Below are 13,711 nucleotides of genomic sequence, written 5' to 3'. Positions count from 1 at the left end.
GCGGGCGCACTCGCTGAACCCGACGGGAACCCGGCTCGTTCTCCTGGTGACGCCCCGACCGCCGGACCGGGAGAGACACCGCATGAGTGCCCAGGAGCAGTGCCCCCACCAGGCCGCGAGGGTCGTCATCGACCCTGCCTTCAAGGCGGATGCCCCCGCCCGCTACGCCCGCCTGCGCGAGCTCGGCCCCATCCATCCGGCCGAGTTCCACCTCGGCCTCAAGGGCTGGGTGGTCGTCGGCTACGACCTGGCCCGCGAGGTGCTCACCCACCCCGCGCTGCTCAAGGACGCCACCCCCGCCGCCGAGGCCCTGGCCGCCGCGGGCTACGTCCTGAACAAGCCCTCCGTCGGGCTCGGCGCCCAGATGATGGAGGCCGACCCGCCCGAGCACACCCGCCTGCGGCGCCTTGCTTCAGCCGCGTTCACCCCACGCCGTACGGCCCAACTGGCGCCGCGCATCGAGCAGATCGCCCACGACCTGATCGACGCGCTGCCACCGGCGGGCGAGGCGGACTTGGTGGAGGCGTTCAACGCCCCACTGCCGGGCATCGTCATCGCCGAACTCCTCGGCATCCCCGAGGAGCACCACCTCGACTTCCGCCGCTGGTCGACCCAGGCCCTGCGCGTGGCCTCCCCCGAACACCGGGCGGCGCTGGCCGGCCTGCACGGCCTGCTGGCCGACCTCGTGGCGGCCAAGCGCCGCAGCCCCGCGGACGATCTGCTGTCCGCCCTGGTCGCCGTACGCGACGAGGAGGACGGCCGGCTCTCCGAGGAGGAACTCGTCGGCACGGCGCTGATGCTGGTCGTCGCCGGCCACGAGAGCACCGTGAACCTGCTCGGCAACGCCGTCCTGTCCCTCCTCCAACACCCCGATCAGCTACGGCAGTTGCGCAAGCATCCGGAGCTGATGCCCGGAGCGGTGGAGGAGTTCCTGCGCCACGACCCTTCCGTCGAGCGCTCCACCAGCCGCTACGCGGCCGAGGACCTCGAACTCGCCGGGGTGCCCATCCCCCGGGGCGGCATGGTCGTCGTGGCCCTCGGCGCCGCCGGGCGCGACGCCCCGCAGGCCGAGGACACCGACCCCGCAGCCCTCGACGTGACCCGCCCCGCCGCCCGGCACCTGGCCTTCGGCCACGGCATCCACTACTGCCTGGGCGCCCCGCTGGCCCGCCTGGAGGCGACGATCGCCCTGCGCACCCTGCTCGCTCGCGTCCCGGAGCTCGAACTCGCCGTGTCCGCCGACGCGTTGGAGTGGATCGGCTCCGGCATCGTCCGCGGGGTGCTGTCCCTTCCGGTGCGCTACCGCGTGGGCTGACGCCCCGCCCGTACGACGACGTCCCGCCCCGCGCCGTGGAGGCGCGGGACGGGACGTCGCGGGGGAAGGACCGTCAGGCGGTCCGGGTGCGCAACTGGCGGGACTTCCAGCCCAGCAGCAGCGCCTGGAGGATGAACCACACGCCGCCGCCCGTGGCGTACACGGACAGCACGTCGAGTGTGGGGTTGTCGCCCGCGGCCTGGATGTTGTAGGTGATGCCGACGAGGAAGGACAGTCCGCCCGAGATCAGGGTGGGCCACTGCTTGCCCAGCTCGGGGCCGCGCCGGCGCACTCCGACGATCAGCTGGGCGGCGCCGGAGACGACGGCCCATACGCCGAACACATGGAGTGCCGCCGCCAGGCTGTGGGCCCCGGCGAAGGCGAGGGCGATGGCCGCCAGCGTGCTGAGCACCCCGTTGAACGCGGTGACCCGTCGCTCGGAGCCGTCCGGGGTGGCGCGGTAGTCGATCAGGGAGGACACCGCGTCGATCAGCGGGTAGACGACCAGCAGGACGATGGCCCCTGCCTTGAGGTCCTCGTGGTCGCCTTGGACGCCGGCGAACGACAGCGCCCAGGCGACGGCGAGGATGCCGCGGGTCAGGTACAGCTTCAGCAGGGAGGAACGCTCTCCCGCGCCGGCGTGGCCGGTCGGGGTCGAGGTCGCGGTCGAGGTGCTCATGTCGGTTCGGCCTTTCTCAGGTCAGGGAGGTGTCGCCGACCCGGTCAGTGCCGGGAGGGGGCGGCGGAGACGCAGCGGAAGCTGGAGGCGGCGGCGGGGTCGCCGCCCTGGTAGCGGGACACCTGCGGGTAGCTGCACAGGTTGCGGGAGACGCTCTGGCCGTCGGCGTTGATCAGGGTGGCGGGCAGCGTCCTGGGCGCCTTGCCGTGCTCGACCCACGCGGTCAGTGCGGCGAGGCCGTCGGCGGAACCGTCCTGGCCGTTGAGGCCGCAGTGGCTGGTGCCGGGGGCGAGGAAGAGACGGTAGAAGTCGTCGACCCGCTTGGTGCCGCCCATCTCCCGCTCGACCTGCTTGCGGTAGTGCACCGTGCCCTGGGCGGGGATGTACTGGTCGGCCAGGCCGTGCCAGGTCAGCAGCTTGCCGCCGGACTTGCGGAAGGCCGTCAGGTCCGGGTCGTCGGTGCCGATGACCTTGTCGTACTCGGCCTGGGACTGCCTGAACAGCTCGGTGAAGCGGCTGTAGGTGATCGTCGACAGGTCGAGCGAAGGGTCCTTGGCGACCCAGAGCTTGACCCAGGCCGCGGGCACCGGGAAGGCGTCGGCACCGGCCAGGGCGCTGATGTCGGCGCCGACCGGGACGCCGTACCAGAGCTTCTTGCCGGACGGGGTGCGCGGGCCGTCCCAGATCTTGCGGACCACGGCCACGTCGGCCGCCGTGATGGTGAGCTCCCTGCCCTCGCACACGACCTTGGTGCCGATCAGCCGGCGCGGGTCGAAGTCGCACCGGGACGGGTCGTTGACCAGGCCGTCCTTGACACCGTCGAGCTTGTCGCAGGACTTGACGGCGGCGTCGGTGAAGGTCTTGAACTCACACGCCGAGGGATGGGTCTTCTCGTTGTTCATGACGACCTGCGGCCACAGCGTGGCCACCTCGAACTCGTCCCAGTTGACGGCGGGCGCGTCGGCGAGGATGCCGTCGTAGTCGCCGGGGTAGCGCTGGGCCTCCATGTAGCCCTGGCGTCCGCCGGTGGAGCAGCCGGTGAAGTAGGAGTAGGCGGGGCGCTTGCCGTAGACGCCGTCGACGACCTCCTTGCCCACGACCGCCGCCTCGTGCTGGGAGCGGGAGGCGAAGTTCTTCAGCGGGGTGGTGTTGACCTGGCCCGCGCTGTTGAGGGCCCAGCTGGTGTCGAGGACGTCGCCGACGCCGGCGTCGGTGGTGACGGCGGCGTAGCCCTGCTTGACGGCGGTGGCCAGGCCCACGTTGTTGTCACCGGCCAGGTAGGCGGATCCGCCGAGCCCCTGGAAACGGCCGTTCCAGCCGCTGACCGGCAGCCAGGTCCGCACCTTGGCGTGGTCGCCGGCGCCCGGGTGGGTGAGCGTGACAGTGACCTCGCAGTAGGCGGGGACGTCGGTGACCGTGCCCTGGAGGATGCCGGTGCCCTGGATGGTGCCGCCGGCCTGCTGGACCGCCGTCACGGACTCCACCGCGGTACCGGCCGGGGCCTTCACGGAGGGCGTCGTGCAGGAGAACGCGGTGGCGGTGGAGGCGTTCTGGGTCTCCGCGGAGGCGGTCGGCAGGTAGACCGCCGCGGCGAGCGGCACGCCGGCCGCGAGAACAGTGAGAAGTCGTCTCATCGCTTGTCCGTCCAAGGAAGTGGATATGCGGGAAGTAGAGGTGCGGGAAGCAGCCCGCGAGAGGGAGGTGCTCAGGTGTGACACAAACGTGTGTGCACGGCTCACTCTGGCCGTTCGGGGCTGCCGCGCACGACAGTCAGTTGACTGTCTGCTCTGCCGGCCCGTGACCGGGGGGTGTGAACGTCGCGTTAGGTCATTCGACGGTCGGTCGGCCGTCGTCCTCGCGTTCCTCGCGCAGCCACCGCGAGTGCTGTCGATCGGCCCACGACCGGCTGACCCATCCGGTGCGCATGCCGAGCCGCGCCTCGGGGTCCTCGAAGGCCCTGCGCATGTGTCCGATCAGGACGAAGGTGATGGCCCAGGCCAGCAGGTCGTGGACAAAGATCGCGCTGGTGCGGGAGATGGCGGGCAGCAGGCCCATGAACCACATCAGCAGGCCGGTGAACATCATCACCAGCACCGCTCCGGCGATCCAGCCCGCGTAGAGCTTCTGGCCCGCGTTGAACTTGCCGGCCGGCCGCGCCTCGGGCGACTTACGGCGTCTGCGGACGGCCCGCAGCCACTGGCGGTCGTACACCGCGAAGCGGTTCAGGCGGCGCAGGTCGGCGCGGAAGGCGGGTGAGAGGAGCCCCAGCAGGAAGGGCAGCGGCAGCGAGATGCCGGACCACTCGTGGACCGTGACCATCAGGTGCCGCCGGCCGACCAGTTGGGCCAGCGGGCCGAAGTAGAGGCAGGCGGCGGAGACCAGGCACAGCAGCATCAGGTAGCCGGTGGCCCGGTGGACCAGGCGTTCGGCGGTGGTGAAGCGGCGGATGCGGCCGGGGGGTTCAGGCCGCATCCCGGTCGGCGCCGTCGAGCCAGCCGTCGACCGCATAACCTCGCTCCTCCCAGTAGCCGGGGACGACCTTGTCGGTGACCGAGATACCGGACAGCCACTTGGCCGACTTGTAGAAGTACATGGGCGCCACATAGAGGCGGACCGGGCCGCCGTGCGCGTGGGAAATGGGCTTGTCCTGCAAGTTCAGCGCCACCAGGACGTCCGAGCGGCGGGCCTGCTCCAGGGTGAGGCTTTCGCTGTAGGCGCCGTCGAAGCAGGTAAACCGGATCGCCGCGCCCGACGAACGCACCCCGGCGTCATCGAGGATGTCCGCCAGCTTCACTCCCTCCCAGGGCGTGCCGTCCACCCGCCAGCCGTCGGTGCACACGGCATCGCCGACCACCCGGGTCTGCGGCATCGCGCGCAGTTCGTCGAGGGTGTAGGTCTTCGGCTTGTCGACCAGTCCGCCGACCGTCAGGGCGTAGTTCGTCTCGTCCTTGTGGGGCACCGAGCCGACGACGCTGTAGTACCGGAAGCCACCCGGGTTGGGCAGCAGACCGGTCAGGCCCGTGGCGTCGACCTCGGAGGCCTTGGCGAGGAACCCCTCCCAGCCGCGCTGGAGGTAGGGCGCGGCGGCGAGGCCGGCCGCACCCGCGCCGAGCATGCCCAGCATCGCCCGCCGTCCGACAGGGGCGCCCCCGGTCCTCGGCTTCGGCTTTTCCGCCATGGTGTGCGCTCCTTCGGACACGTGTGAGTTGCCCGGCCCGTCCGTCATTCGTTCGTCACCGGTTTAACTGGTGACGATGCTGGCATGGGGGCGTCGGAGCTGTCAACCGCAAACGTATGAAGAGACGGCTGCTGGGTATGAAAGGACGGCTGCTAAGCTGGAAGCGACGTTGACCGTGTATCGAGGAGTCACAGACGTGGTGGGTGAAGACGACATCTCCGGGTGAGATCCGGAGCTGACGGCCACCGGCCGGCGCACAGGAGCGCTGCCGAGGTGGTCCGTCTCGTCGTACCCCTTTCCCCACGTCTGCCCAGGGCAGAGGCCCACCCTTTGCCCTCAGTCCCATCGAGGTCGCCTCCATGTCCGACGCCGCGATCGTCTGCTCGAACCTCTCCTTCGCCTGGCCCGACGACACGCCCGTCTTCCAGGACCTGTCCTTCTCCGTGACCCCCGGCCGAACCGGCCTGGTCGCCCCCAACGGATCCGGCAAGTCCACCCTGCTCAAACTGATCGCCGGCGAGCTCAAGCCCGCCACCGGCTCGGTGTCCGTCGGCGGCACCCTCGGCTACCTCCCGCAGAGCCTCCCGCTCACCGGCAACCTCACGGTCGCCGAGGTCCTCGGCGTCGCCGCGGTCATCCGCGCCCTGGACGCGGTGGAGTCCGGCGATGTCGCCGAGGAGCACTTCGCCACCATCGGCGACGACTGGGACATCGAGGAGCGCACCCGCGCCCAGCTCGACCGCCTGGGCCTGGCCGACCTCACCCTGGACCGCAGCCTGAGCACGCTCAGCGGCGGCCAGGTGGTCTCCCTCGGCCTCGCCGCCCAGCTCCTCAAGCGCCCCGACGTCCTCCTCCTCGACGAGCCCACCAACAACCTCGACCTCCAGGCCCGCCACAAGCTCTACGACGTCCTGGGCGACTTCAACGGCACCCTGCTCCTGGTCAGCCACGACCGCGCCCTGCTCGACCGCATGGAGCGCATCGCCGAACTCGGCAGCGACGAACTGCGCCTGTACGGCGGCAACTTCACCGAGTACGAAGAGGCCGTGCGCGCCGAGCAGGAGGTCGCCGAGAAGAACGTCCGCAACGCCGAGCAGGAGCTCAAGCGCGAGAAGCGCGAGATGCAGCAGGCCCGCGAACGCGCCGAGCGCCGGATGAGCAACGCCTCCAAGAACCTCAAGAACGCCGGTCTGCCCAAGATCTTCGCGGGCAACATGAAGCGCGGCGCCCAGGAGGCCGCGGGCAAGTCCGGCACCATGCACGCCTCCCGGGTCAGCGAGGCCAAGGCCCGCCTCGACGAGGCCGGCCGCGCCCTGCGCGACGAGCAGCGCCTCACCCTGGAGCTGCCCGACACCCAAGTGCCCGCGGGCCGCAACCTCTTCCTCGGTGAGGGTATGCAGGTGCGTCTCGGCGAGCGTGACGTGTTCGCCCCGGGCGGCGTCGACCTGACCGTCCGCGGCCCCGAGCGCATCGCCCTCGTCGGCCCCAACGGCGCCGGGAAGACCACCCTGATGCGGCTGGTCACCGGAGAGCTCACCCCGGACAGCGGCGAGATCAAGCGCAACGACGGCCGGATCGCCTACCTCTCCCAGCGCCTGGACCTGCTCGACCTGGACCGCACGGTCGCCGAGAACTTCGCCAAGTTCGCCCCCGAGCGGCCCGAGGCGGAGCGCATGAACCTCCTCGCCCGCTTCCTCTTCCGCGGCGCCCGCGCGCACCTCCCGGTCGGCGTCCTGTCCGGCGGTGAACGCCTGCGCGCCACGCTGGCCTGCGTGCTGTGCGCCGAACCGGCCCCGCACCTGCTGCTGCTCGACGAGCCGACCAACAACCTCGACCTGGTCAGCGCGGGCCAGCTGGAGAGCGCGCTCAACTCCTACCAGGGCGCCTTCATGGTGGTCAGCCACGACGAGCGGTTCCTCGCCGAGATCGGGGTGAACCGCTGGCTGCGGCTGGCCGACGGCACGCTCAAGGAGACGGGGGCGCCCGCGGTGTGAGCCGGTGACGTGTGCCATGGCCCGCGTCCGAGGCGCCCTGCGCCCGGCGGGCCGCCCACCGCTCACCCCTGGGGGACCCCTGTGTCCGCACTGATCGCTCACGACCTCGTCCGCAACCTCGGCGGCCGTCGCGTCCTCGACGGCATCTCCCTGACCGCCTCCCCCGGCCACCGCATCGGCCTCATCGGGGAGAACGGCGCCGGCAAGTCCACCCTGCTGCGCGTCCTCGCGGGCGTCGACGAACCCGACGCGGGCAGCGTCACCCGCCCCGCCGACCTGGGCTTCCTGCATCAGGAGATGCCCTACGACGCCGACGCCACCATCGCCGCGGTCCTGGACGAGGCGCTGCGCGAGGCCCGCGAGGACCTCGCCGAACTGGACCGGCTGGGCGAACAGCTGGCCCGCACCCCGGAGGACCCCGACCTCCTCGACGCCTACGGCAGGCGCCTGGAGCTGGCCCAGCACCGGGAGTCCTGGGACGCCGACCGCCGCGCCGCCCTGGTCCTGGACGGCCTGGGCCTCGGCGCGTTCGGCCGCGACCGCACGCTGGGCTCGCTCTCCGGCGGCCAACGCGGCCGGCTGGCTCTCTCCGCCCTCCTCGTACGACGCCCGTCCGCCCTGCTCCTCGACGAGCCGACCAACCACCTCGACGACGGCGCCGCCGCCTTCCTGGAGGAGCAGCTCCGCGCTCTGCCCGGCACGGTCGTCGTCGCCAGCCACGACCGGGCGTTCCTCGACGCCGTCTGCACCGACCTGGTCGACCTCGACCCGGCGGTGGACGGCCCGGTCCGCTACGGCGGCAACTACAGCGCCTACTTGGCGGAGAAGCGGGCCCAACGGGATCGCTGGGAAAGGCAGTTCGCTGAGGAACAGGAGGAGCTGGCGGCACTGCGCGAGTCCGCGGGCGTGACCGCGCACCGGGTCGCGCCGGACCGGGGCCGTACCGACAACGAGAAAATGGGTTACGGCCACCGGGCGGGCCGGGTGCAGAGCCAGATCTCCCGCCGGGTCCGCAACGCCACCCGGCGCCTGGAGGAGCTGGAGCGCACCCGGGTCGCCGAGCCGCCCCGCCCGCTGCGGTTCGCGGCCGGGGAACTGGCGGCGCGCAGTGAGGAGGGCCCGCGGCCCTTGGTGTCGCTGAGCGAGGTGCGGGTGCCGGGCCGGCTCGCGCTGTCCGGCCTGGAGGTGTCGCCCACCGACCGGCTGCTGGTCACCGGCGGCAACGGGGCGGGCAAGTCCACGCTGCTCGCGGTGCTCGCCGGGCGGCTGCCCGCCGAGGGCGAGGTGGCGCGGCGGCGCAGGCTCAGCGTGGGGCTGCTCACCCAGGACACGACCTTCGAGCGGTCCGACCGCACGGTCCGTGACACCTACGAACAGACGCTGGGCGCGCAGCGGGCGGAAAAGGTGCCCCTCGGCTCACTCGGCCTGCTGCACGAGGCGGACCTTGACAAGCCGGTCGGGCAGCTGTCGGTGGGACAGCGCAGACGGCTGGCCCTGGCCCTGCTGGTGGCCCGTCCGCCGCAGCTGCTGCTGCTCGACGAGCCCACCAACCACCTCTCCCCCGCCCTGTGTGACGAACTGGAGGCGGCGCTGGGCCCGGGCCCCGGCGCGATCGTCGTGGCCAGCCACGACCGCTGGCTGCGCCGCCGCTGGCAGGGCCGGGAGCACCGCTTGGAACGGTAACGTTCCTTGCGCTCAGCGGGAGTCACCTGTCAAGATGGTGATGTGAATCTTGACCACGTCTTCGTATGCGGGAACCCGGCCCTGGACTTCGCGGCCACGCTCCGGGCCCGGCGCTCGACCCGGTTCGAGATGTTCGTGACGCCGGAGCGGCTGAACGCCTGGTATCTGGAGTCCGGCCTGGTGGACACGATCACCCCAGGTCAGGACGGCGACGTACGCGAGGCCACGGCCGTACGCGAGGCCATCTACCGGCTCGTCACCGACCGCCGGCTCGGCGAGGAATTCGATCAGCAGGCGCTCGACCTGGTCAACGCCGCCGCGCGCAGGACGCCCGTCACGCCCCAGCTCACCCTGACCGGGCGGCTCACCGAGGCGACGCCCGAGCAGGCGCTGGCGACGGTCGCCCGGCAGGCGGTGGAGCTGCTCAGCGGTCCGGACGTGCCGCTGATGAAGGAGTGCGGCAACCCCGAGTGCACCCGTGTCTATATCGACCGCTCCCGGGGCATGCGGCGGCAGTGGTGCGGCATGGAGTCCTGCGGCAACAAGATCAAGGCCGCCGCCTACCGGGCACGCAAGAAGTCAGCGCCCGCCCCGGCCGCGCGCTGACCCTGACCCACGGCAGCGCACCTCCCGGGCGCGGGGCTCAATCGGCCGCGAGGTCCCTTAGGGTCCTGCGGAACCGGTTCATCAGCACGCTCCGGGCCCAGCGCACCGGCGGCGGGAAATTCGCGCTGACCCGTTCCCGGCCGGGAACGGGCTCCGGGTGTTCCAGGAACCCGATGGCCAGGTGCGGCTCACCGCGCCAGACGCCTTCGGCCGCCGCCTTGCGGAGGACTTCGAGATCCTCTTGCCCGGCCTTGGCGAGCAGCCCCTTGAGCAGGGGGCGTATGACGGAGGAGTGCCCGGTCAGCCCATCGCGGACCCGGTGGGACGCGAGCGTCCCCTCCTTCATCGCGTGCCCCCAGCTGACCGATCCGCCGACCCGGCGTTCCTCGGCGATCCGTTCGATGACGCTCTCCAGCTCGTCGAGCGCCTCGGCCATCGCGTCGTCGTCCTCGTCCAGCAGGTCGAGACTGCGCACCGTTTCCGGGCAGCGTGCCCGCAGCACCGGGTACAGCAGCTCGTCCTCGACACGCCGGTGATGGCGTACGAAGTCGACGAACCACCGCGCGGTCGTCACCAGGGCGCCGGTTTCGACGGCCGCGCCGTCCGCCAGCCGGGTGAAAGACTCCGCGACCAGCTCGGCACCCCGGGTCATGACCGTGTGGGCGGCGAGCAGTTCTTCGAAGAGACGGGCGCCGTCCGTGACCGGCGCCTGTGTGGCGGACATCCGTGAACCCTTCTGCACCAACGTGAGCGCACCGGCGGCCCGAGGGGGGACCCGGGCCGCCGGTGCGGGGACGGGGACGGATCACGCTCGCGTGGACGAACCACGCGCGCGTGGCTGGACTCCGAGCGTCCCGTCCCGGCTCCCCCGTCCGCGTGTTCGACGACGGAGCCTTCCAACTGGAGAACGTGAGGGTGGATCTGAAAGGTTCACCACAACATGTGGAACTGAAGGTTCCGGCGCCACACCTCGGACACACTCAGAGATACATGGCCCGGTGGCTTCGGTAGGCGAAGGCGTCACCCGAGCTGAGGATGGTCACGATGTCCTCGCAGAAGCGCTGATACTCCTGCTCGCGTTCGGTCGGCAGGGTCACGCGCACGGCGACCCCCTGGGCCACGACGAACCGCAGGATGTTCAGCAGCCCCGACGGGGGCGGCAGCAGCAGCACGTCCATGACGCGCCGGAAGACATCGGCGAGACGCTCCTCGCCGCCGGTCGGCCCCGAACCCGCCCCGGCACTTGCATCGATGCCGGCGAACAGGTCGAGGCAGGCCGTCAGATGCCCGAGATCGACCGCGGTCACCTCGATCGGGTACAGGCTCGTCAGCTGGTCGCCGCGCATGCTGTGCAGGGTGTATCGGGGCGGGGGCGGCTCCGCCGCGGCGGCGACGGCGGGCACGTCCTCGGTGTGCCAGCGCGCCCACAGCGGCAGTTTCAGCAGGACCTGCACCCAGCTGTCGTAGGCGTCCGAGATGATCCGCTCGTCGTCGGACTCCGCGCCTGTGTGATGCAGCCGGTAGAGGTGGCGCAGGAGCGGCTCCTCAAGGCTCTGGAACTTCGCGTAGAACACGGGGTCGTCGGGGACCAGAACGTACAAGGCGCCTCCTCTCACCGGTACGACTCGCCCGGGCGGCAGGGCCGGTCATGAGGTTGAACGGAGCGAGTGACCGCAAGGTTCACAGGAGCACCCGCCGGGCCCGCGCCGACCTTCGCAGACATACGTCACCACCTTGACTGGTGACGCACGACACGAGAACATGGAATAGCGTCGTCACTCATTGAAGCGGTTACTCGCTTGAGGAGTGCTAAGTCACGTGACCGATCCACCGACTGTCACCTCCCCGTCAGACTCGACACCGCACCCCACCGGGACACCTCGCACCGCGCACACATGTCACGGAACATGGCTACACTTCGCGGTCTTGGCCACACGCCCCGCACGCGGAGACGGCGTGGGTCCCCCACCGACGCGGTGACGACGGACCGGATGGGCGACCAGCAGCACCACTGGAGAAACAGCGAGGCCAGCCGCGAGATGGACGCGACAGTGCGCTACTCACTTCTCGGCACCGTACGGGCGACGCGCGGGGACACCGAGATCGACGTGGGCCCCCCGAAGCGCCTGGCGCTGCTCGCCCTGCTGCTGCTCCGCGCCCCGGGACCGCTCACCCTGGGCGAAGCGGTCGACATCCTGTGGGACGAGGAACCACCGCCCAGCGCCGTCAACGTGGTGCACCGGCACATCGGCGCCCTGCGCAGAACGCTCGAACCCGAACTGCTCAGCCGCAGCAACGCCGAACACCTCGTCCGCGCCGCCGACGGCTACCGGCTCCTGGTCGACACCTCCAGCTCGGACCTGCTGCGCTTTCGCGACCTGCGCGCCCAGGCCCAGCTCGCGCTCCGCGACGGAGCACCCGCCGAAGCCGCCCAGGACTTCGTCGAAGCCCTCCGGCTGTGGCGCGGCCCCGTTGTCGCGGCCGGCACTTCCGTGGCCCGGCACCCGGTCTTCACCTCCGTGGGACACGAATTCGTCGCCACGGTGAAGGAAGCCGCCGACGCCGTTCTGACCGCGGCGCCCGCGCTCACCGAAGAAGTCCTGACCGTGCTGCGCAACGCCCTGGAGAACCACCCCTTCGACGAGGCCCTCCACGCCCGCGCGATCGCCGCCCTGGCCGCCACCGGCCGACAGGCCGAAGCCCTCCGGCAGTTCGAGACCATCCGCGGGGCACTCGCCGAGGAACTCGGCGTCGAACCCGGCCCCGAACTGCGCGCCGCCCAGCAGCACTTGCTCCAGCGCCAGGCCTCCCGGACACCGGACGCCCCGCCGCCCCCGCCTGCGGCGACCGGCCGCCCGTCCCAACTCCCGGCAGACTGCGCCTCCTTCGCCGGCCGCCGCCAGCCCCTGAGCCAGTGCCTGGAACTGCTGCCCATCGAAGGCGAGAGCCGCCCGCCCACCATGACCGCGGCCATCTGCGGCATGGCGGGAGTCGGCAAGACCACGCTGGCCGTGCACTGGGCCCACCTGGTCGCCGACCACTTCCCCGACGGGCAGATCCACATCGACCTCCAGGGCCACCACCCTTCACGGCCCCCGCTCGATCCGGCCGAGGCCATCAGCGAGGTGCTGCGCACGCTGGCCGTCGAGCACGACCCCGCCCGCACCAGCACCGCCGCGCTCACCAGCCTCTACCGCAGCGCCCTCAGCGGACGCCGACTGCTGTTGGTCCTGGACGACGCGGAGAACTGTGAGCAAGTACGTCCGCTGCTCCCCGCCGCACCCGGATGCGTCGCCGTCGTCACCAGCCGACGGCGGCTGGAGGGCCTGGCGGTGACGGACGACGCCCGCATCATCACGCTGGAGCCCATGACCCGCGCGGAGGGCCTGGAACTGCTCGACCGACGGCTGGGCACCGACCGCATCCGGGCCGAGCACACCGCCGCGGAAGAAATCGTGGAACTGTGCGGCGGACTGCCCCTGGCGCTGGCCGTCACCGCGGCCCGGGCCCTGGTGCAGCCGCGGTTTCCGCTGGCCTCGCTCGCGGCCAGGCTCCAGGACGCCGACGACTGTCTCGACGCGCTGTGCTGCCACGACGACCGCACCGACGCCCGCAATTCCTTCCACCGCTCCTACGAAGCGCTGAGCAGCAGCGCCGCACGGCTGTTCCGGCTGCTGAGCCTGCACCCCTCGCGCGACATCGGGATGCCGGCCGCGGCCAGTATCGCCGGCACCGATCCGCGCAGGACCCGGCAGGACATGGCCGAGCTGATGGACCATCACCTGCTCGTCGAACTGACCGCGGGCCGGTACACCTGCCACGAACTGCTGCGCACCTACGCCAGAGAACTCAGCGCGGTCCTCGACTCCCCCACCGTCCGCTCCGAGGCCCTGGCCAGGATGTTCGAGCACTACCTCTACAGCGCCGACGCCGCCACGGCACACCTGGCGCCCCATCGCGGCACCGTGCTCCTGCCGCCCCCGCGCCCCGGCGTCCGTCCCCAGCGGTTCCGCGGGCGCGCGGACGCCGCCGAGTGGATCGTCGCCGAGCAGTACCTGCTGCCGGAACTCGTCCGCTCCATCGAAGACCACCCCCAGGACGAGACCCTCCACCGCCGCCTGACCTCGGCCCTGGAGATGTGCTTCCAGCCCGCCAATTCCTGAGAGGGCGTCCGAAGAGGCCGAAAGGCCGACGCCGGGCTAGGAGCCTGGCGACGTGGGTTCGGACCGCGTAGGTGCCAGAGAAGGTGAGGACGC

11 protein-coding genes are annotated in these 13,711 nt (G+C 71.4%); 5 read left to right on the top strand and 6 right to left on the bottom strand.

Translation table 11 applies throughout. The annotated features are described in order from the left end of the window. Positions 1-82: 82 nt before the first annotated feature. Entirely contained in the window at positions 83-1,315 is a 1,233-nt protein-coding gene (locus tag DI272_RS14885) for a cytochrome P450 (protein ID WP_109495836.1), read from the top strand. A gap of 73 nt (positions 1,316-1,388) precedes the next feature. Here DI272_RS14885 and DI272_RS14880 read toward each other — a convergent pair whose 3' ends face one another. The 4 genes from DI272_RS14880 to DI272_RS14865 all read right to left on the bottom strand — a co-directional run bounded on the left by DI272_RS14880 (position 1,389) and on the right by DI272_RS14865 (position 5,172). Continuing rightward, positions 1,389-1,994 carry a DUF308 domain-containing protein gene (locus tag DI272_RS14880; protein WP_109495835.1) on the bottom strand — a complete coding sequence of 202 codons (606 nt, stop codon included), beginning with the start codon at positions 1,992-1,994 and terminating at the stop codon, positions 1,389-1,391. Positions 1,995-2,038: 44 nt separating this feature from the next. Further along, positions 2,039-3,628 carry a DUF6351 family protein gene (locus DI272_RS14875; protein ID WP_109495834.1) on the bottom strand — a complete coding sequence of 530 codons (1,590 nt, stop codon included), beginning with the start codon at positions 3,626-3,628 and terminating at the stop codon, positions 2,039-2,041. Between the two features lie 193 nt (positions 3,629-3,821). Continuing rightward, the gene (locus DI272_RS14870; RefSeq protein WP_181387188.1) at positions 3,822-4,502 is read right to left on the bottom strand and encodes a cytochrome b/b6 domain-containing protein; all 681 of its coding nucleotides are present in this window, start codon (positions 4,500-4,502) and stop codon (positions 3,822-3,824) included. Continuing rightward, positions 4,456-5,172: a molybdopterin-dependent oxidoreductase gene (locus tag DI272_RS14865; RefSeq protein ID WP_181387187.1), complete on the bottom strand. Its 717-nt coding sequence runs from the start codon at positions 5,170-5,172 to the stop codon at positions 4,456-4,458. The genes DI272_RS14870 and DI272_RS14865 overlap by 47 nt, the downstream gene beginning before the upstream one ends. Positions 5,173-5,531: 359 nt before the next feature. Between DI272_RS14865 and abc-f the strand changes: the two genes are divergently transcribed. The 3 genes from abc-f to DI272_RS14850 all read left to right on the top strand — a co-directional run bounded on the left by abc-f (position 5,532) and on the right by DI272_RS14850 (position 9,455). Continuing rightward, entirely contained in the window at positions 5,532-7,166 is a 1,635-nt protein-coding gene (gene abc-f, locus DI272_RS14860; protein ID WP_109495832.1) for a ribosomal protection-like ABC-F family protein, read from the top strand. Between the two features lie 81 nt (positions 7,167-7,247). Next, a complete protein-coding gene (locus DI272_RS14855; protein WP_109495831.1) occupies positions 7,248-8,849 on the top strand; it encodes an ABC-F family ATP-binding cassette domain-containing protein in 1,602 nt (533 codons plus the stop codon). Between the two features lie 42 nt (positions 8,850-8,891). Next, positions 8,892-9,455, top strand: a complete 564-nt coding sequence (locus DI272_RS14850; protein WP_109495830.1) for an ABATE domain-containing protein — start codon at positions 8,892-8,894, stop codon at positions 9,453-9,455. A gap of 37 nt (positions 9,456-9,492) precedes the next feature. Here DI272_RS14850 and DI272_RS14845 read toward each other — a convergent pair whose 3' ends face one another. Together DI272_RS14845 and DI272_RS14840 are read right to left on the bottom strand one after the other, a co-directional pair. After that, entirely contained in the window at positions 9,493-10,179 is a 687-nt protein-coding gene (locus DI272_RS14845) for a hemerythrin domain-containing protein (protein ID WP_109495829.1), read from the bottom strand. A 256-nt stretch (positions 10,180-10,435) separates the two neighbouring features. Continuing rightward, positions 10,436-11,056, bottom strand: coding sequence for a hypothetical protein (locus tag DI272_RS14840; RefSeq protein WP_109495828.1), 621 nt, complete (start codon positions 11,054-11,056; stop codon positions 10,436-10,438). A 390-nt stretch (positions 11,057-11,446) separates the two neighbouring features. On the opposite strand from DI272_RS14840, the gene DI272_RS14835 reads away from it, so the two are divergent. Next, positions 11,447-13,618, top strand: coding sequence for a BTAD domain-containing putative transcriptional regulator (locus DI272_RS14835; protein ID WP_258314564.1), 2,172 nt, complete (start codon positions 11,447-11,449; stop codon positions 13,616-13,618). The last annotated feature ends 93 nt before the right edge of the window (positions 13,619-13,711 follow it).

It is taken from the genome of Streptomyces sp. Act143 (genome assembly GCF_003143935.1).
Lineage (GTDB): Bacteria > Actinomycetota > Actinomycetes > Streptomycetales > Streptomycetaceae > Streptomyces.
This window is presented reverse-complemented; position numbering and strand designations above follow the sequence as displayed.